We start from the raw sequence: 20271 nt of genomic DNA on the forward strand, positions 1-20271 counted from the left end.
GACAAGCAGTCCGGTATCTCGCCATTTGCAGAAGCGACTGTAGACCGTTTTCCATGAACCATAGCGTTCCTCCGGTAGATCGCGCCAGGCAGCACCACTTCGAGCGATCCATAGAAAAGCATTAAACATGGTTCTTTCACTTAATTTTGACGGACGCCCTGTTTTGTAGGGTGGAAACATGTCCTTAATTTGTTCCCACTGTTCATCGCTTATTTCGTACCGTCTTTGAATCATGCTTGACGCCCCATTCGTTTTCTCAAATCTTACCATGTTATTTAGTTTTCAGACACATCCTAGATTGCCACCAATGGCAAGTGGAATATCCGACAGATAAGAAAATCGGCTTGTTCTCGGCTTGAGCTTTGGTAAAAGCCTCTTCTCCCCAGGGGAACCAGTGCACGGGGTTGTATGCGTGTTGTAGAAGGTAGGGTGATTTTTCGTGTATTAGTATATTGGTTGCATTGTGGGTTGTCATGGGGCTATCCCTCATTTCGGCTAATTTTGGGTAAAGTACATCTAGGGTTAGTCTACCCAATTTGGCGGGAGAAGTCTCAAGGAATACAAAAAGGTAACTCCATGTGAGATGGGATACCATGCAAAAAAAGAAAACGCGGTACAAAGTTTACTTTGGCCAATAAGTGAATTACATTCATATTCCTTATATATGTATTGAAGGGTAGACTCTATTTAAAGTAAAATATTCCAGTAGATACTAATATAAAGGGGATCTGATGATGAAAGACAAAGTTAAAGGTTTGATATTAGGTATTGCTATAGGAACTATTTTTACAGGAACGACCATTTTCGCTGATTATGGCTCAAAGCAAACGGTATGGTATAAGCCCATTAACTTTTTTATGAATGGTGAACGAAAGCTCACTGAAGATATATTGATTGTAAATGGCACTTCATATGTTCCATTGAAAACAGTAGCTAAAGTTGCTAATGTCCCTTTGACTGCTGACTTTGACCGCTACAACATTTATCTTGGTAGTGTTCCTACGAATAAAGGAATTTCTGTTGCCCAAGCTATTCAAAAAGTTAAGAGTACATACGGAAGCAAAATACCTAAAGGTTATCGTGTTGAATTGGATAATATTGATGAAGCGGGGAACTATAGTATACACGTTTATGAGGTAGTTATAGATAATAAAGTTACAGGTGAAGGTCATACTGCCACTTTTAACTGGTACACTGTGGACAAATATACTGGCACAATCTCGGCAATGTTTGATTTCTGATTATACAAAAACAAAACCACTCCCGCCCCTCGGAGTGGTTTCTTACTCTCTTTGTTTAGATCTTACTTTAAAGTTCTTCATTGCCCCCATTCCTTTCGAAATATATTTTACAAGTCGTATCTCCGATGCTCTGTATAATGCCGAATACGATTCTCTAATATGTCTAAGGTTTCTTCGATATTAACTCCATCATCATACTGAAGAATCTCAATATAATGATGCACAATCCCTGAACCCAACAATAAATTAACACTATTGTCTTTAACATGACCCCTATGACGTAAACGTTGAATAGACGCTATAATTGATTGTTCGTCTAGTCTCATATCTTTTAACTCTTTTGATTTCTCTTGTATGTTCGTTAAGTTTACTTGTAGTTTATTCTGGAAACGAAGTTTTAACATACAAAGCGTTACTAAAGCATCTATTCTATTATCTTCCATCATCGTAGCCCCTTAAATGAGTCAAATAATGCTGACTTTTGCAATATTCTTTCCTGCCCAAAGATTAAACTATAACCTGTTCGAGCAATTGACCAAGGGAACCAGTTCACCGGGTTATGTGCATGTTGCAGCAGATATGGCGACTTCTCCTTGGCTAATCTATTGGGTACTTAGGTTTAATCCATTTTGATTATATTCACAAGTTTTCACGATGTCATTGTACTTTCATCCATAAAGCATTCTGCCGATCATCTGGACTTGATAAAACTATCATTCCAGATTGATGACCTTCAGGAATTAAAAATCCAACCCAACCGTTGAATGGTTTTCCTCCTGATACGCTGGGCGAATACTTGGAGAACATAAAAGAAGGAATTCTCATTTGAGTTACCGAGTCAATATATTCAAACCTATAATTATTTATAGGAAACGATGCACCGGCTTGTTCAGATGCTAAGATTTCAAGGTTCACTTTTACGAAAACATAGGTATAACCGCTTGGGGCAGGTTCTTTTTTCTCCTGAAGGATTTTCAATGCATCCTTTCCTGTGCTCGTTTCTTCGATAGAGACTGAACCGATGAATTTATCATAATTTTCATTTATTTCAAAATATGCTTTTGAACCGGAACGTAATGGATTGGACTCAGTATACCCGCCATACATGCTTATGTCTCTTCTCAGAATACTGATTGTATTTGACTCAGGCATGACGTGGTATGACCCTCCCAAACCTTCAATAACTGTGCGTAAAGGTACATAGGTCACTCCATCAATGACCTTTGCTTCTCCTTTAATATCAGCCCCGTTTACCCTTAAAGAGTATCCGGCAGCGGCCGCAAAGACTGTAATGGATAGACATACTACTGAAAACATACCAAGAAAACTTAAAAGCATTAACTTTTTGTTCACTATTGACACACTCCTTTACCTATCCTCATTCTCTAAAAAACAACATTCTCCTTCCTTTTTTTAACTTGGAACAAAAAATACAAATATTTATTCGTTTAAAAAAATAAAAACCGAAGCGTATCTAATCCCGCCCCGGTTCTGCTACGATTATTATTCACCTTCGTTTCACAGATTCGCTATCTCCATCTATCACCTCAATCATCATCAATGACATGTTGAATAGCCGACAGACAGGAAGATCGGCTTGTTTCCAGACTTTGCTTTGGCAAAAGCCTCTTCTCCCCATGGATACCAGTCTACGGGATTGTGGGCATGTTGCATAAGATACGGGGATTTTCTATACTCACCATGTTTTAATCAATAAAATCCTCCACTGCGGTGCAAAGTAAATTTTCTTACATATTATAAGATAAAACCTTCGATGAAAGGAAATTTAGTATATGGAGTATTTCGACATGCTGTCCAAATTAGGTATTGGTAGTGCTCATCCTGGAGGATTTTCTGCAACCTTGAAGCAGTTTGAACATTATCCCCTACCCACTAGCTCCAGAATTCTTGAAATTGGTTGTGGCACAGGTAGAACATCTTGTTATTTAGCTGCTCAGGGTCATGATGTAGTAGGTATAGATATTCGCCCAGATATGATTGCAAAAGCAAAAAAGCGGGCTGAAAAAGAGAATGTAACCTTGAAATTCTTGGAGGGAGACGCACTTTCACTGCCTTTTCCTAACGAATCATTTGATGTGATTCTTGTCGAGTCTGTATCCATCTTCACCGATACAAGGAAGGCATTCTTGGAATACTACAGGGTTTTGCGGTCTGGAGGCCAACTTTTTGACAGAGAAATGACCCAACGAAAACCCATGTCTACTGAAATCAACCAAGAAATCACTAATTTTTACCACGTTGATAAGCTATGGGACATTAAGGAGTGGTTAGCTTTAGTACAAATCATAGGATTTAATCGTTCAAAGATAGAGGGTCCCTACCGGTTTCCTAAAACAAGTCTGGATTTGTTTGAGCAACCTGACGCTCATCAACAAATTGATGAAGGTTCCTTTCTTGACCCCTCCATTTGGGAAGTAATCCGTAAGTACAACAGTATAATGGACAGTTATGCAGAATATATCGGATTTATTCTTGTGATTGGAACTAAATAAACTTGTTGTTCACCATGCTACAAAAAAAGAACAAAAGCCTAGCAATATAGGCTCTTGTTCATGGCTTCATACGCTTCAGAGGCTTTGTTACTAAACAAAGAAACCAGCAGATAAAATAATTACCAACAAAATATAAAGAACCAAAATTGCAGTCGTAGAAGTAAACCCGTGACAAACTTCAGGATATCCCATTGATTTCCCCTCCTCATTCTTTTCTAACACAGGATATGCGCCGTCCGTTCTGAATGTATGGATTATAACCCAATTATCATGGAGGAATATATATGTCTGATTTGAACCGACAAAACTTAACCGTGAAATACATTCCGCCTGCCACTTCACTGCAACCTCTTTCTGCTGAATTATATTTAGATAATGGATATGCACACAATAATCCTATCTATATATATTATGAATCCAATGATCCGCAATATAAGCAAAAGGTTTACTTTGGGACTCCACACCAATATTCAAACCAAATATACCCAGACCGAGGGTATGGTAACTTGACTCTTTCCAGAAACATTACTTTGCTGGATATAAAGCAAGCCGATGTAAATGGGGACAGAACGCTTGATAACATATATTTATTCGGCAATAAACCAGAAGGAACTGGAGACTTTGCTGATCAAATCACACTTGCGATCCAAGATGGACATTCTAACATAACTACAACGGTAAATCTTCAATACAATGCTGGATATAATGCCAGACTTTTTCTGGGGGATTTTTCTAAAGATAGCGTAGCGGATATTTTAATAAGTATTGACTCTGGAGGAAGCGGCGGATATGGCATCTTCTATGTGTATTCCTTTAAGGATAATCATCTACAAGAAATGTTTAATGTTGAAAAATACAATACTGAATATAAATTCAATGTAAATTATGAGGATTTTTACAAGGTAAGCATAGGGAATCCCCAATTAAACGTGCTATTCACTATAGACATCAGCTATAAGGGCGTAGAATATTTATCGCAATACTACAACGAAGATGGCAAACTAAAACAACCCGTAAAAGGAGAGGTTCTTGCTTTAGGTGCGTTAAATCCCATTGTTACAAACCCAAAAAGTAATAGTTATGATTTACTCGCGATTCAACGAATTATCGGCACTACTAATTCGGATACATTAGGGTATGTAGAAAATATTTTAACATGGGAAGGTACTCGATTTATTTCAACAAGATTGTTAGTAGCCATACTTGGTACCAATTTAATTGCCCTTTATTGATCAATTTTATGATGAGGTAGTTCTTCAGTAACTACAATTGATAACATGCAGCATCACCACTTTTCGGTGGGATTTGGGTAAAGTATTGCTAAGTTACACATAAAAGCGACCATGCACGGAGCATAGTCGCTTTTATGTTTTCGAGTATTGCTATTGTCTAGGGTCTGATTGGAGCAAGAGAATTTAGCAAAGTAAGCGAATGAAGCGGTGGCCTTTATTGTAACTCAAATCGCGTCTGCCTGTTAATACTAGCTTTTAAGAGCGTATGAATAATTACTGGTTTATAGCAAATACACCAACTTGCTCTCCGAACTGTCCCATCCACAGCTCTCCGTTGCCAATCATAACACCTTTCGAATTAATAAATACTTTATCGAGTTTTTGAGCTAATAACGCCTTCTTGACTTTAGCAGTCATGATTTTGTCATATTTTGCAATAAAATCTTTCTTGGTTTTGATTTCTATGGTTTTCCCCTTATTGTTCACTTTCAATGGGTACACCATCAAATGGGCGACCTCAGATTTTTTTCCTTCTTTAACGTGTTTCTGCAGCAAACTGAAGTTATGCTCAAATACGACTGGATTTTTGATGCCTGCTATTTCATATGGATTGTTAGTGATATTAACCGCAATAACTCCAAGTTTATTGTTTCGCACGCCCATCCACAATTCTCCATCTCCAACCATAACTCCTTGATAGTTCACAAACAGCTTATCGACTTTTTGAGCTAGAAGAATGTCACGTACAAGCGAAGTGAAGATGCGATCGTATTTCTTAATAAATTCTTCTTTGTTATAAATAACATACGTTTTGTTGTCTTTGTTCAAATTCATGGGATAGGAGATTAGATCTGCCACTTCTGCAGGTTTGTTATCCTTAACCGCTTTTTGTAATTTGGAAAAATAAGCCGTAAATTCTGCAGGATCGTCTATTCCAGCAACCTCATAAGGATTTTTGCTATCTGAACTCATTACATATGCAGGTGTTGAAGTATTTGTACCTTGCTCCGCCCAGGCTTGGCTTGAAAATGTTGTTATAACCATTGAGAAGCTCAAAATCATTGCGGCTTTTTTTATGCTACTATTGGTCATCATTCTTTCCTCCAAATGAATACATTTATACTCCAAGTGTATAACTATGATGAGTACGACAAGTGTAAAAAATTTAATTATTCATGGAATTTTTGTAGCAGCTTCTATACATAATTGGTAATACTACGAAATATCAATGAGAGGTTGCCTACTAAGCCTTTCTTGAGCAATCATCTAATATTACTTTAAGTTTTAATGCCTTTTTATTAGTGGGTTCTATTTCAAGTATTCTTTCTATCCAGTTTATTGACTCAATATAGTTTCTGAGCTTGTAATGCACCCTACTAAGTTCAAAATACAACTCCATATCAAATCCTTTATGGTTAAATAGCCTTTCCAGATATTCTAAGGCTGCATAATAATTACTATCTTGAATATTCATCAATCCAAGGTTCCATAAAACATCTTCATGATATGGATTTTGTTCAAGAAGCTTATTACACTCTAATTTGGCGTCTTCACGTTGACCTAACCTCCAAAGCACTCTTCCATAATTTATTCTTGTTTCTTCTTGATCGTTATTAATACTTAAAGATTCTTCATAAGCCTCCTTTGCTTGTACTAAATTATTGATACGTTCGAAATATACACCAAGGTAAAAGAACGTATCTTCTGATTGATCGTTTACATCAATTGCTCGAATAAATTGTTCATAAGCTTCAGTAAATCTTCCTTGCTTTAAGTATACACGCCCTATATTTGTAATTGGCCGTTCCCAATTCGGCACCATCTTACTAAGCCTAATAAACCAATCTAACGCCGCTTCATAATTTTCGACCATTAACTCGCAGCATCCTAAATAATTCATTGAGTCTGTAACTTCAACATTGTTTGTATATGATTGTAAAAAGCAACTATACGCTTCCTTGTACTCGCCCACTGCATATAGATCTTCTCCTTGTTCATATAAAGACATGATAATCCTCCTCGGAAATTCATTCTTTTAATCCTGGAAAAACCTCTGTATACCAAGGGCCATACAGCCTGCAGTGTGTATACGTTGTTAATGAAGGTGCTGACTTCTTCGAAGTACAAGTTAATCTTTGAATAGATGAATTAATTTATCTTTGGCCCTTCAAATATATCATTTTCATTTGGTTTTCTTACAAATAGCATACATCTCTCTTCACAAAATCTGAATCTAAGAAAATTTGATTGTCCCTTTCCCAAGGATACTGCATTGGCCCCGCCTGCATAATCAGGTTCATCCAATTGAACTCCATACACTCATCTAACAAAATATAGAGTCCAAAACTTATTATTGTCCATATATTTACATTTATTGATACATATGTTATGTTTTCTATGAAAGCGCCATCATGAATCGGTAGATTGAACAGGTATTCATCATATTCCACATCGAAAGGAAGATGACAATGAAAACTTGGCTCAAAAAGGTAAGTGTACTGATGCTGGCAATGAGTCTAATGCTTGGATGGGTAACAGCAGCCCCCGTCCATGCAGACACTAACACCAACCCCGCACTATTCACGATTGAAAGTGAGAACGCACAGCTTAGCTCCGACCTGCAAGTGGTGACGCAAATTTATGGACAGCCGAAGCCCGGATACTCTGGAAGCGGATTTGTCTGGATGCAGAATTCCGGTACATTAACCTTCACCGTAGCGGTCCCGGAAACTGGTATGTATTCCATCCGGACCCGATATATGCAGGAGCTCAGTCCAGACGGAAGGCTTCAATCTTTAAGTGTTAACGGCGTTACCAAAGGTTCGTATATGCTACCCTATACAACTACGTGGTCGAATTTCGATTTTGGCTTTCAAAAGCTGAACCAAGGCAATAACACCATCCAAATAAAGGCCGGCTGGGGATTTGCTTATTTTGACACCTTTACGGTCGATGTTGCTGTTCTTGATCCTTTGGATGTGCTGCCTGTCCTTACCGACCCTAAGGCTACACCGGAAACGCAGGTTTTGATGAATTATTTAACAGAGGTCTACGGCAAACATATGATCTCCGGCCAGCAAGAGATTTATGGAGGTGGAAATGACGGCAACTCCGAGCTCGAGTTCGATTGGATCCATAATCTAACCGGAAAGTATCCGGCCATCCGCGGCTTCGATCTAATGAACTATAATCCGCTGTACGGCTGGGAGGACGGTACAACTGCCCGTATGATCGATTGGGTGAATAACCGGGGAGGGATTGCGACGAACAGCTGGCATATCACGGTGCCGCGTAATTTCACCAGCTATCAGCTAGGACAGCCCGTGGATTGGAAGGAAGCCACCTACAAGCCGACAGAAACCAATTTTAAAACAGCCAATGCGGTAGTTCCCGGTACCAAAGAATATCAATACGTAATGATGGCTATCCAGGATTTGGCGGAACAGCTGCAGATTTTGCAGAATAACAAGGTGCCGGTTATCTTCCGTCCCTTTCATGAGGCAGAGGGCAACGGCGGGTTGAATGGCGAAGGCGCGTGGTTCTGGTGGGCTTCGGCAGGCGCGGACGTGTATAAACAGCTATGGAATTTGCTCTACACCGAGCTTACGGAGACGTACGGATTGCACAACTTGATCTGGACCTACAACAGCTATGTGTATAGCACTTCTCCCGCATGGTATCCCGGCAACGATCAGGTGGATATGGTCGGTTATGATAAATACAATACGATCTACAACCGCTATGACGGTTTGTCCGGCGTGCCCAATGAGGATGCCATTACATCGATTTTCTATAAGCTTGTTGACTTGACCGGCGGCAAAAAAATGGTTGCGATGACAGAGAATGATACCGTACCGAGTGTGAAGAACCTGACCGAGGAAAAGTCAGGATGGCTCTATTTCCTACCGTGGTATGGTGAACATCTCATGAGTACTGCTTTTAATTATCCGGCTACTCTGAAAACACTGTATCAAAGTAATTATGTAATCACGCTGGATGAGCTGCCCGATCTTAAGGTGGATGATCCCACTCCAAGCGCGTCTATTACACCTGCAAACGTTGAATTTGACAAATATGCGCCGTCTCAGAGCGACAAAGCCATAACCGTGAATGCTAACGGCAATACATTAACCGCTCTTCGGGCAGGTGGAAGTGCATTGACCGTGAATCAGGATTATACCTTGAGCGGAAGTACACTGCTGTTAAAAAAAACCTTCCTGGGTGGGCTGCCGGTTGGCGAGCATTCGATCATCTTTGATTTTAACCAAGGTCAAGATCCTGTATTAAAAGTCAAAATTGTCGATTCCACACCGGGCGCTGCGATTTCGCCCGTGAATGCGGCATTTGATAAAGCGGCGAATCTAGCACAGGATATTTCCCTATCCCTTACCTTAAACGGACTCCAGCTTGCAAGTATAACGAATGGAAATTATACGCTTATACCAGGCCAGGATTATACGGTATCTAGCACTGCTGCCATTCTGCGCAAATCTTATCTTTCCACACTGCCGCTGGGCCAGAATGCGATTACCTTTCATTTCAACGGGGGAAATAATGCCGTTCTTACTATTAATGTAGTGGACAGCAGTGTTCCTGTTCCTTCGGGAGACTTGACGATCCAGAGCTATAACGGCAGCACGAGTGCTTCTACCAACGGAATTTCACCCAAATTCAAAGTAGTCAATACCGGCGATTCACCAATTCAGCTCGGTGATGTCAAGCTCCGGTATTACTATACCATTGACGGGGACAACGAACAGAGTTTTTGGTGCGACTGGTCCAGTATCGGGGGTGCGAATATAACCAGCAAATTCGTTAAACTGGCGACTCCGGTTACCGGGGCCGATTATGCTCTGGAAATTGGCTTTACGAGTTCAGCTGGAACACTGAATCCCGGCCAGAGCGCAGAGATTCAAGCACGGTTCTCCAAAACCAACTGGTCTAATTACAACCAGGCTAACGATTACTCGTTCGAGGCATCCAGCAGTCAGTTCGTAAACAATGAACAGGTTACCGGGTATATGAACGGTCAGCTGGTATGGGGGATTGAGCCGTAGAAAAAAGGGTTGGATCAGGGTTTCACCCTGCTCCAGCCCTTTCTGTTATGTTAGACAAAAATGAGAATCAACTGATTTCTCATACATTTTTATGATGAAATCAAATTCAAAGGCCTAAATCCGTGTTTTCGTTCACATAGAGCTCACTGGGCTGAATTCGATGCTGACCGGTGTTCATCAGTTCCGGCAAACGCCCCATCCGCTCGGCCAAACGGGAAAGCTTTTGCTCATGAAAATTAGATAACCCCGTATGAATCCGGTCCTGGAAAGGCTCAAGCCACCTTGACTCTAAGCCATCAGAACCAAAATAAACCCCGAGCAGAGAGCCGGCTGTTGCCCCAAAGCTGTCCGTATCGTTGCCTTGCATCACCTGCTTGCATATCCCGTCACCTGCATGTTCTGCAAATCGAAATGTATTTATTAAAGTGCCTATTTCCTGATAAACCTGACAGTGGGAATAATTCGCATACTTATCGTTAATGCTCTGATAGGCTTCCAGCCAGTTATCTGCATTCTCTACCATCTGCAAGCAATCCTTAGTAATCTCATAGAATCGGCTCCTTCTCGGTACGAATTGCAGTGCAGTACTAATGATTTTGACAGGATCGCGCAGCACATGTGCGACAGCAATCGCAGCAGCAATGAACATCGTGGAGTAAATACCGGTCCGGCGATGTGTAAAACTTGCATCCCGCCAAGCTAGCTCAGCCGCAAGCGCGGGTTGACCGGGACAGGCATAGCCGTAAGCATCTGCGCGAATCGCTGCCCCGCATAGTTCCGTATCCTGTACCAAAAGATCGGGCCAAGCCTCTATTTCAGAGTGATTGAATATTTCCCTGTCATGCTCCAAATAGCTAATCCCCGATTGAACCAGGATGGACCTCTCCGGACCCCAAGTTGTACTTATCGGAAGATGATTTATCCATAAATCCCTTACATTTCTTTTCGTAAAACCCTCGCCGAATTGCTCCAGCACTAGCATTCCCATTAAGGTGTAATTGATATCATCGTCAGGTGCCACATAACGAATTCGCCCCCGGGTCGTCTCATACCAGGACCAATGACGACGATCCAGCGCATGGAGGATTTCATCAGAGATGTAATCGTTCAGTGGCCATTCCCCTACGGAAGTAAGCGCTTGACGCAATTCCGACAAGCTGGGGTTGACTTCGATCGGTTTGCCCAGCATGGAGCCGCAGACGGAAGCGAGGAATCCCGCCTCGACCCGCTTGGAGCTGTCCTTCAGATTCAGAATTCCGACCTGGCCTAGAGGTCGGGCCGGATCGCATTCCCGCCATATCTCCTCTAAATCATCCGGCTCATAGTAAGACCAATTATCCCGCATTGGAATAGCAGCCAAGCTCTGAGCGAATTCCAGATAGGCATCATAACTTGCAGGAAGCTGTTCCAGCTTGGCTAAATAACCCGAGGTTTGATGCCCCTGCGCGAATTTATTGCGGAGAACCCCCTCCAATTGACGTTTAAGAAATGTGAGTGATGGTAGCATGCTGCATCTCCTTTGTCCAAATTAGAATTTATTCTTAATTCATTGACAACTTACCTCAATGTGTCAAATGATAGAAGAACATTCTAAATCGTTCCATCAAGAACTATTCGAGAAATGCATTAAGTTCTCCTGCCCCAGAATTTCAGGATAAGCTGCACATTTTCAGATCCGTCTCATTGTAAAATAAATCTAATACTCTATATTCGTTGGACGAACCCGGAGGGATACCCATTTTGATTAAGAAACTAAAACTCTTTTGCAGGAATTTGAATCAGATGATTGAGTTCTACACGGGTGTATTGAATCTCCCAATAAGTAGGAATGATGCACAATCATTTTGTCTCACAGTTGGGAGTTCTCAATTGGATTATGAATACCAGCGTAATCATAATTCACCATATCATTTTGCATTCAACATACCAGAAAACCAGATTGAAGATGCAATGAATTGGCTTAAAAATAGAGTGGAATTGATGGATGACAACGGGGATTTAATTATTTTCTTTGAGGATTGGAACGCCCACTCGATTTATTTTAAGGATCCCGACGGAAATATAGTGGAATTGATAGCCCGTCATAATCTTAATAATAGTTCAACTCATGAGTTTTCTGGTAAAAGTCTTTTGAACGTAAGTGAAATCGGCTTACCTGTCCCAGATGTATTATCTGCTGCAACGTTTTTTGGAGAGAAATACAATCTTTCTCCTTGGAGAGGCCAAAGTGAAACATTTACAGCCGTTGGTGATGAGAATGGGTTGATTATTTTGGTGAAACAAGGAAGAGTATGGTTTATGTCAGATGTGAAAGCAGAACCACAATATATCTCTGTCCTGCTTAAGGGACACGGGGAATTTGAAATTCATAAGGCGGTAAACTATCGGGAATGAGTGGCATTTCATCAACTAGCTTCTCATCTATTATAAACAGGCTCCGCATCCAAGCTCGATCCCTCGGACGACGAAGCCTGTTTCTTCTGTCATTTACTTAGCTCTTGCATCCATTCCAGGCTCAGTTTCCAGTCTTATCAGCAGCGTTGCAATCAGAGCGATAAGAAAACCAGTCGCACAGGCGATCAGGAAACCGCCGAACCCGTCGCCCAGGTAAGCAGGTAATGTCGGCAGTCCCGCAAAAGCGAAGGAAATCGCGGACGATCCGAACATCCCGGCCATTCCGCCGCCGACGGCTCCGGCACAACATACAATGACCATCGGCTTGCGCAAGGGCAGATTCACACCGAACATCGCGGGCTCGGTGACTCCGAACAAGGCCGAAATGGAAGCGGATAAGCTTAAGGTTTTGAACTTTTTATCTTTGGCTTTGAAGAATACCGCGAGCGCTGCTCCTGCCTGTGCGAACGAGGCCGGGCCCATCAGAGCCAAGAGGGTATCCGAACCATTCAGGCTGATATTATTAATTGCGAGCGGCACCAGACTCCAGTGCAGGCCGAAGATGACCATCGGCTGAATGATTGCACCCAGGACCATTCCCGCTCCTACCGGACTGAGATGATATACAAAGCTATACCCTTTGGCGAGCGCATCCCCGGCAAGTGTGCCCATCGGTCCGAACACCAGCAGCGTCACGGAGGATACCACAACAATAGAGATCAATGGTGTAAAGAACTCACGAATGATCTCAGGTAACACTTTAATACATATTCGTTCGACATAGACCAGCAAGCCAACTGCGAGAATAATTGGAATGGCACTTGCCGGATAGTTGACAGGAGTAATCCCCATGCCAAAAAACTGTATCGTCTCGTGGTCTGCAAACTGAGTGGTCAGACTCGGGTATAGTAACACCCCGGCGACCACAACAGCGGTAAATGGATTTGCCCCAAATTTTCGGGCTGCTGTATATGCCAGAAGAATGGGAAGATAGTAGAACAGACTGTCCGCCATCGCGTTCAGCGCTGTATACGTGCCTTCTGTTTTACTGATTAGCTCCAGCGCCGCCGCGCCAGCCAATAACCCTTTCATAATGCCTGCTGCACTCAGAATATTAACAATCGGAAGAAAGATTCCAGAGATGCCGTCAATTATGATATTAACCGCGCTCTTTTTGGAGTGCTGCACAGATGTTGCCTGATTATGTACTTCCATATGATCCCCCTGCGTCCTTATGGTGATATCTGACTGACAATAGATTTCAGCCAATCTTTCGACGTCTACTATAGCATAGTGGTCTGCGGGTAAGGCACCCCAATAATTAGTGCATTTCATGCAGGCTAAGGCGGATTTCAGATATACGGCACCTATACTTCAAAGACAAATGACCCGCAAGAGGGTCACTTTTTTCAAAGTTTCCATCTTACGGGTCACCGGTCAAACCCGCATTCCTGCAGGTTGTTTTAAAATACTTTTGTCGTCCAAGATTCGCAGTTCCACGTTTCTGTCACGATATCACGATAGAATTCGGGTTCATGCGAGATCAGCAAAATGCTGCCCTTATAGGCTTTGAGCGCACGCTGCAGCTCGTCCTTCGCATCGACGTCAAGATGGTTGGTCGGTTCGTCCAGTACCAGCAGATTGGTCTCGCGGTTAATCAGCTTACACAAACGGACTTTGGCTTTCTCGCCACCGCTTAAGACCGCGATCTTGCTCTCGATATGATTGGTCGTCAGACCGCATTTGGCAAGAGCCGCCCGTATTTCAAACTGAGTGTATGACGGGAACTCCGTCCAAATCTCTTCAATACAGGTGTTGTAGTTCGTTCCCTTGATCTCCTGCTCGAAATAGCCGATTTCCAGCAGATCGCCGAGTCTGGCCGAACCTGAAATCGCCGGGATCTGGCCCAGAATGCTGCGGAGCAATGTCGTTTTACCGATCCCGTTCGCGCCGACGAGCGCGATTTTTTGTCCGCGTTCCATTTGGAGATTCAGGGGTCTCGACAACGGAGAATCGTATCCGATTACGAGCTCCTTGGTTTCGAAAATAAGCTTGCCGGAAGTGCGCGCATCCTTGAAGTTGAACTGCGGTTTCGGTTTTTCTCTGGCGAGTTCGATAACGTCCATCTTATCCAGCTTTTTCTGCCGGGACATCGCCATATTACGTGTAGCCACACTGGCTTTGTTCCGGGCAACGAAGTCCTTCAGATCCGCGATCTCCTGCTGCTGGCGTTTAAACGCAGATTCAAGCTGCGATTTCTTCGCCTCATACACCTGCTGGAAGTACTCGTAATCGCCCACATATCGCGTCAGTGACTGATTCTCCATATGATAGATCAGGTTGATGACACTGTTCAGGAACGGAATGTCATGCGAAATCAAAATGAAAGCATTCTCGTATTCCTGCAAATACCGCTTCAGCCATACAATGTGCTGCTCGTCGAGATAGTTCGTAGGTTCGTCCAGCAGCAGAATGTCCGGCTTCTCCAGCAGCAGCTTGGCCAGCAGGACCTTGGTCCGTTGACCACCGCTGAGATCATGGACGTCCTTATCCAGACCGATATCCGTCAGTCCCAGCCCGCGGGCGGTTTCATCCACCTTGGCATCGATCATATAGAAATCCTGGCTTGTCAGTGTGTCCTGAATTGTTCCGACATCCTCCAGCATCTGCTCCAGTTCCTCAGGAGACACCTCGCCCATTCTGCCGTACATGTCATTCATCTCTTGTTCCATGTCAAAGAGATATTGAAAGGCACCCCGCAAAACATCACGAATCGATTGTCCCTTCGTCAGTACTGCGTGCTGGTCCAGATAGCCGGCCCGCATGCGTTTTGCCCATTCGACTTTTCCTTCGTCCGGCTGAAGCTTGCCTGTGATGATGTTCATGAAGGTGGATTTACCTTCACCATTGGCTCCGATCAGTCCGATATGTTCGCCCTTTAGCAGACGGAATGATACATCGGTGAAAATCGCGCGGTCACCGAATCCGTGACTCAGCTTTTCAACATTTAATATGCTCATGTAATAAACACCTTTTCCTTTATACTGTACTCTTGTCATATTATAAAGGCTAAAGCGGCACAACTCCAGACAGGTTTTAAAAAATCACAATTTCACAGCTCCGCTATCCGCCGCTGAATGCGCGGGAACAGCCCTATGGCATTCTGATAAAACACCTTCTCGTGGTGCTGCTCGGGCACAAGCCGGCGGACGAACTCAGCATACAATCCGATCGGTGCGAGCGGCCAGTCGGTTCCGAAGAGCATTCTCTCATAGTGATCCGAGTACACCAACGCCCTGCGGAAATGGTCCATGAATAGCGGTTCATTCATGAACCGTTCAAAATGAGGCCGGTCACCGACGACAAGTCCGGACAAATCAGCATAAACATTCGGGTTCTTGGCCACCACTTCGGCAGCGTCCATGACCCAGGGATCACCCAAATGACAGATCATGAAGTTCACCCCGCGCTGCTGATAGGCTAATTCATCTACGGTAAGCGGATGCGAATACTTCAGCAATCCATTCATCGAATAGGTATCACCGGTATGAATGACCACAGGAACGCCGTACCTCGCAGCCAGTTCATACACGGGTGTGTAGATGTTGTCGTAGACATAATGATGGTAATACCCGGCATACAACTTGATCCCCGCCACCTCCGGCGCTTGCAGCCGTGCTTCGATCCGGTCCAGCTCCTGCCGGGCTTGCTTCCCGGTGAGCAGATTCGGATTGATGCCGACGCATTCCATCAGAAATGGCGGGACACTCTCTTCCAGATCAAGGCCCATCGGGTTAGGTGATTTGGAATCGGGAAAAGCTCCTTTGGTCTGCTCTGTCACACCCATTCCAATACCAAGAATGACATCGTTCTTGTCAAACTCCGCCTTAAGGCCTGCGGCCGTGTAATCAACCTTGGACAGATCCGTTGCTGTCTGGCGAAAGCTCTCGATATCGGAGAGATGGATATGAATATCAATGATCGGCATGTAAGGTCTCCTTATCTACGGCTGGGCTGGCGAACTTCAGCTTAAGCAGGCTCTGGATATCCTTTGGATTCAGCGTGGTTCCTCCCAGGATCAGAAAGGTCGGCTGTGTCATGGCAGTCTCCCCGTTCATAAGAGCAAGCTGATGTTCCGCACCATACTCCATTACCTTGTTGTTTACATAAGCTGAGGCGTTTGTATTAGGATAGTTATTCACTGCATGCAGCATATTGAGGCGGGTAACAGCGCCAATCCGCAGCAGTTCCTTGGCTTGAAGCCCGGTTTCCAGGTTCCCGGTGAGGAATCGTCCTTCTCCGGGAACTTCGATCCAGCCTTCATTGATGGCTGGTGAAGGCCGGAAGAAATGAGACTCTTGTAACTTATACTCTGGCAGCATCATACCACTCTCATTGGTGACCGAATGCAGCATACAGAGGACTGGAACACCTGGCAGCATAAGGTAGAACTGCTTGATCGACATTCCCCGATACATTTTATGCTGCTCGATCCGGGTGGTTAGACTCAGTCCTGTCCAGACGTTGCCTTGATCATCCGTACATTCCGCCCATGCCGCATGTCTTGGCTCCTGCTGCCGGCTAAAGCCATTCATTCCGGGAATATGTACGCCTAGTCCGCCATACCAGGGATTCCACCAGGAACGCGGAGCCGGTACAGGATACGAGCTATCCAGCCATTCTTCGCCCTGGTGCTTCAAGGAATGCACAACACTGCCGAATCCGGGGTCAGCCGCTATAGAGAGGACGCCGTTGTTCACTGTATATAATGTCCCGGCCGTTCCCTCCTGAGTTTCACAGCTGACACTCGCATCTGTCTGAGGGAACCACATTGCTGAGCGTTCCTGAATCCGATCCTCACCGCGATAGACGGCACGCACTTTCCAAGTGGATTCTCCGGTTCCCTGAACCCTCTTGTCCTCAGGAGAGAACTCCACATTTGCAGAATGCAGGTTCTGCTCTGGGCGAAGCACAACACTCGCGATTCTTTGCTCTTCTTCCCCATCACATTGGACATAAAGCTCGAATTCCCCGGCAAGCGGAAGCAGCTTTCGTTCGATCAGCTCCGCATGAAGTACCGGCGACTTGAATGGATTGCCGCCTCCAAGCACAATTTCGAGATGATTATCCAGCACAGGTACAACCGGAGCCGGACATTTACGGGCGAAGGAACGGAAATCCGACCAGTTAGCGAAGGTGTTCAGCGCAAATATCGTCGGCTTCGTCTTCACTGCTGCTCCGGGAGCGATTCGGCCGAGATCATGCTCTAGTCCGAGCGGATATTCCGAGCGAAGCAGCTTCAAGGAAGGGTCCCAGCAGATCCCGCAGGCAACGTCCTCTTCCTTGTTGAACAGCCAGTTCTCCGAGATCTGAGCGCTGTCCCAATGATCCGGACTGCCAGCGTACGCCTCGCCCATATCGACATAACGGCCCTGATACGGCAGAATGAGCCGATTGCCGAAGAAACCGAAGTTCGTCAGCAAATATACGTTCTCCTCCAGCTCGATGCTGCTATTCATTACTTCATAATGAAATTCGGCGATCCCGCTTGCAATCAGCTTGGTTACGGATTTCAGTTGCAGACCGGAAAAGTTCTCCGACTCGTACAGGGCTTCCAGAACCTGACTCTCTCCTTCCGGATAGATCTTCACTTCTGTAGCTTGCTTCTTCGAGAATTCTTCCGCGAACGGCTTTCCAAGCTTGGGATAGTTCCACCAAAAGTTGTGGCGGGAGCCCGGATATTCGATCCACATGCTATTACTTAGCTTGTGAAGGTGAACCGAAAAAGCACCGTTCACGGCGACCCATTGCTCCCCATTCTGTCCTCCGTAACGCCCCTCTGTTCCCTTCATTAGTACGGACAGCTTGCTTGTAAAAATAACTGGCTTACCGTTTACCGGAACCGCTGTGACCTGAACCTCGTGAGAGTAAAGACCGTATGATTGCAAGGTGAAGGGTACCCGAATAGAGGTTTTGCCATTAGCCGGTATGGTGATACGGACCGAACGTTCAGCCCATTCCACGATTTTATCCTCAGGCCAGTCAAAAGTGAACTCCGCTGGTGAGGTGAAATTGTTCTCCACATTCAGATACAGCTCGGCCGGAATACCCGGATGCAGTTCTTTGGCTGGCAGTACCATCTGCATCTTGACCGGAAATTTCGGATCGATGCCCATACGGAACTCGGCCCGTCTGCCACTGATGATCCAAGTGCTCTTGACAACAGGATGGGTCTTCTTGTTATTCTGCTCCTCCAGGATCGGGTCGAGCTGGAAATCCCCCTCCACGATTACCGCTTCTCCCGGAGCAATCGTTCGGGCGATATCCAGGGCAAAACGGATATTCTTGTCGTTCTGCCCCTTGATTTCTATTGAAAGCTCGGTTGCCAAGCGGTTTTCGATTCGGTAGCGGACCTTGTAAGCAGAACCAAATACGAGGTTATGCTCTTCGATCTCTGTTGAGATCGCATATTCTGGCGTATCCAGAGCGGTCAGCCCGCGGCCCGTCGTCTCAAATTCTACCCGCAAAGCCAGTTCTCCCTTATGCCACGTATAGTCCAGAAAATCGAAGCCGTGCTTATGGCGGCCATCCGGTTCGATCACAAGTTCACGGGTGCTATCTGCGTACCAGTCAAGCTCCTCGAAATACGGTGTGAGCGCTTCCGTTTGTAATATCGTTGGAATGAAGTTCATCAAGTGAACGTAATCATCATTTTTTTCCCAGAAGAACCCGCATTTCTTATACATGGGCACAGCCTTGGTATTGCCCGCCCAGGTGAACAGATCGAGCCGTGGCCAACCCGCTTCGACGGTCTTGCGGACAGCGTTCAATATCAGATTGCGGCCGACCTTACGTCCGTGATAATCGGGCCTCACATTTAGCAGCGGTACATACAAGGCGCCTTCATCTTGCTGGTAATGGGCGAAGCTGCAGAAACCCACAACCTCCTCGCCATCGACGGCAAGAAAAGCATGCAGATTGGACGAAATCTCCATTTTCCGGCGAATGCTGTCCTCTGTTCTGAGATTGGTACCCCCGCCCCAATTTTCGTTGCTGCGGTTCCACATGTCAGCGAGCGCTCCGGCGTATGAAGGATCATATTCAACCATACGAATGGGTTCAGCAGTAATATTGGTTGTCATACTCATATCCCCTTATCTTCATTTGATAGTGCAACTCTATGCCTTGCTATATGAAATCCGGACCTTCCTCAATATCGCCGCAATATATTTTTTTCTTATAATTTCGGTTATTATATTCGACTAAAAATTGCTCTTCATAATGTAAACAATATTCAATTTGCTCTCTGAAACTCTTCCAGGTTATCTTTTCAAGTGCCTCTTCAATAGAAAAATACCTAATCTCTAAGCTTTCAGCCGATATTCTAAACTCTCCACCGATGGGTCTTCCCATAAATAAGGTGTTATAAACGGATTCCTTAACATTCTGAAAAAAGCCACAAAATTTAATGATTTCTATATCCATGCCTGTCTCTTCTTTCGTTTCCCGCACAGCTGCAGCTGACAGTGATTCCCCCACTTCGACTCTGCCTCCTGGGATTTCCCATCCACGCTTCGGTCCGTATTTTAGTAGTATTTCGTTACGATCATTAATCACAACCACAGCAGCGGTCACAGTATGCTTCTGAGAAACCTCCATTTCACAACTCCTTCCTTCATTCATTTTGTCCATACTTCGTCTAGCGTTAATTATACTATTAAATGGAAGAATATTACGATTACTAAAAAATTCATGAAAAAAAACCTCCGCCAACCTCTGGCAGAAGCTTCTAACTGTTGATTCACTCGTACGAACTCCCGGAGATTCACGCCTC

The 20271-nt window shown here is 44.4% G+C and carries 17 protein-coding genes and 3 pseudogenes; 5 read left to right on the forward strand and 15 right to left on the reverse strand.

From position 1 onward, the window contains the following. The coding region (locus tag A3844_RS14830; protein WP_244169773.1) for a transposase at positions 1–234 on the reverse strand (234 nt) is incomplete at its 3' end. 70 nt (positions 235–304) lie between these two features. Continuing rightward, positions 305–475, reverse strand: a pseudogene (locus tag A3844_RS14835) (DUF255 domain-containing protein); the annotation flags it as partial. 256 nt (positions 476–731) lie between these two features. On the opposite strand from A3844_RS14835, the gene A3844_RS14840 reads away from it, so the two are divergent. After that, a complete protein-coding gene (locus tag A3844_RS14840; protein ID WP_167374682.1) occupies positions 732–1241 on the forward strand; it encodes a hypothetical protein in 510 nt (169 codons plus the stop codon). 107 nt (positions 1242–1348) lie between these two features. On the opposite strand, the gene A3844_RS14845 is transcribed toward A3844_RS14840, so the two are convergent. The 4 genes and pseudogenes from A3844_RS14845 to A3844_RS14860 all read right to left on the reverse strand — a co-directional run. Then, complete coding sequence (locus A3844_RS14845) at positions 1349–1687, reverse strand: hypothetical protein (protein WP_167374683.1); 339 nt, start codon at positions 1685–1687, stop codon at positions 1349–1351. A gap of 89 nt (positions 1688–1776) precedes the next feature. Next, a pseudogene (locus tag A3844_RS34000) lies at positions 1777–1851 on the reverse strand (DUF255 domain-containing protein); the annotation flags it as partial. Between the two features lie 47 nt (positions 1852–1898). After that, positions 1899–2594, reverse strand: a complete 696-nt coding sequence (locus A3844_RS14855; RefSeq protein WP_074107772.1) for a hypothetical protein — start codon at positions 2592–2594, stop codon at positions 1899–1901. A 207-nt stretch (positions 2595–2801) separates the two neighbouring features. Continuing rightward, positions 2802–2930: pseudogene (locus tag A3844_RS14860) on the reverse strand (DUF255 domain-containing protein); the annotation flags it as partial. Between the two features lie 104 nt (positions 2931–3034). On the opposite strand from A3844_RS14860, the gene A3844_RS14865 reads away from it, so the two are divergent. Next, positions 3035–3754, forward strand: a complete 720-nt coding sequence (locus A3844_RS14865; protein WP_074107773.1) for a class I SAM-dependent methyltransferase — start codon at positions 3035–3037, stop codon at positions 3752–3754. Between the two features lie 284 nt (positions 3755–4038). Beyond that, positions 4039–4986 carry a VCBS repeat-containing protein gene (locus tag A3844_RS14870; protein ID WP_244169774.1) on the forward strand — a complete coding sequence of 316 codons (948 nt, stop codon included), beginning with the start codon at positions 4039–4041 and terminating at the stop codon, positions 4984–4986. Positions 4987–5259: 273 nt separating this feature from the next. Here A3844_RS14870 and A3844_RS14875 read toward each other — a convergent pair whose 3' ends face one another. The 3 genes from A3844_RS14875 to A3844_RS14885 all read right to left on the reverse strand — a co-directional run bounded on the left by A3844_RS14875 (position 5260) and on the right by A3844_RS14885 (position 7305). Beyond that, on the reverse strand, positions 5260–6081 hold the full coding sequence (locus A3844_RS14875; protein WP_244169775.1) for a hypothetical protein: 822 nt from the start codon (positions 6079–6081) through the stop codon (positions 5260–5262). A gap of 148 nt (positions 6082–6229) precedes the next feature. Next, positions 6230–6994 (reverse strand): tetratricopeptide repeat protein, encoded by a 765-nt coding sequence (locus A3844_RS14880; RefSeq protein WP_074103246.1) that lies wholly within the window; start codon positions 6992–6994, stop codon positions 6230–6232. A 140-nt stretch (positions 6995–7134) separates the two neighbouring features. Further along, a complete protein-coding gene (locus A3844_RS14885; protein WP_244169776.1) occupies positions 7135–7305 on the reverse strand; it encodes a CPCC family cysteine-rich protein in 171 nt (56 codons plus the stop codon). A gap of 149 nt (positions 7306–7454) precedes the next feature. Here A3844_RS14885 and A3844_RS14890 point away from each other — a divergent pair, with 149 nt between their 5' ends. Continuing rightward, positions 7455–10043, forward strand: coding sequence for a glycosyl hydrolase (locus tag A3844_RS14890; RefSeq protein ID WP_074107774.1), 2589 nt, complete (start codon positions 7455–7457; stop codon positions 10041–10043). A gap of 106 nt (positions 10044–10149) precedes the next feature. On the opposite strand, the gene A3844_RS14895 is transcribed toward A3844_RS14890, so the two are convergent. Next, positions 10150–11550: an ADP-ribosylglycohydrolase family protein gene (locus tag A3844_RS14895; protein ID WP_074107775.1), complete on the reverse strand. Its 1401-nt coding sequence runs from the start codon at positions 11548–11550 to the stop codon at positions 10150–10152. A 233-nt stretch (positions 11551–11783) separates the two neighbouring features. Here A3844_RS14895 and A3844_RS14900 point away from each other — a divergent pair, with 233 nt between their 5' ends. Further along, positions 11784–12437, forward strand: coding sequence for a VOC family protein (locus tag A3844_RS14900; protein ID WP_083606856.1), 654 nt, complete (start codon positions 11784–11786; stop codon positions 12435–12437). 93 nt (positions 12438–12530) lie between these two features. Here A3844_RS14900 and A3844_RS14905 read toward each other — a convergent pair whose 3' ends face one another. The 5 genes from A3844_RS14905 to A3844_RS14925 all read right to left on the reverse strand — a co-directional run bounded on the left by A3844_RS14905 (position 12531) and on the right by A3844_RS14925 (position 20096). Then, complete coding sequence (locus tag A3844_RS14905; RefSeq protein WP_074087972.1) at positions 12531–13652, reverse strand: PTS transporter subunit EIIC; 1122 nt, start codon at positions 13650–13652, stop codon at positions 12531–12533. A gap of 248 nt (positions 13653–13900) precedes the next feature. Beyond that, the gene (locus A3844_RS14910) at positions 13901–15457 is read right to left on the reverse strand and encodes an ABC-F family ATP-binding cassette domain-containing protein (RefSeq protein ID WP_074087970.1); all 1557 of its coding nucleotides are present in this window, start codon (positions 15455–15457) and stop codon (positions 13901–13903) included. Between the two features lie 92 nt (positions 15458–15549). Beyond that, the gene (locus A3844_RS14915; RefSeq protein ID WP_074107776.1) at positions 15550–16425 is read right to left on the reverse strand and encodes an amidohydrolase family protein; all 876 of its coding nucleotides are present in this window, start codon (positions 16423–16425) and stop codon (positions 15550–15552) included. Further along, a complete protein-coding gene (locus A3844_RS14920) occupies positions 16412–19579 on the reverse strand; it encodes a GNAT family N-acetyltransferase (RefSeq protein WP_074107777.1) in 3168 nt (1055 codons plus the stop codon). Before A3844_RS14920 ends, A3844_RS14915 begins: the two co-directional genes overlap by 14 nt. Before the next feature lie 46 nt (positions 19580–19625). Continuing rightward, positions 19626–20096, reverse strand: a complete 471-nt coding sequence (locus A3844_RS14925) for an NUDIX domain-containing protein (protein WP_074107778.1) — start codon at positions 20094–20096, stop codon at positions 19626–19628. Between the last annotated feature and the right edge of the window lie 175 nt (positions 20097–20271).

The sequence above is a fragment of the Paenibacillus helianthi genome (genome assembly GCF_001909055.1).
GTDB lineage: Bacteria > Bacillota > Bacilli > Paenibacillales > Paenibacillaceae > Paenibacillus_AQ > Paenibacillus_AQ helianthi.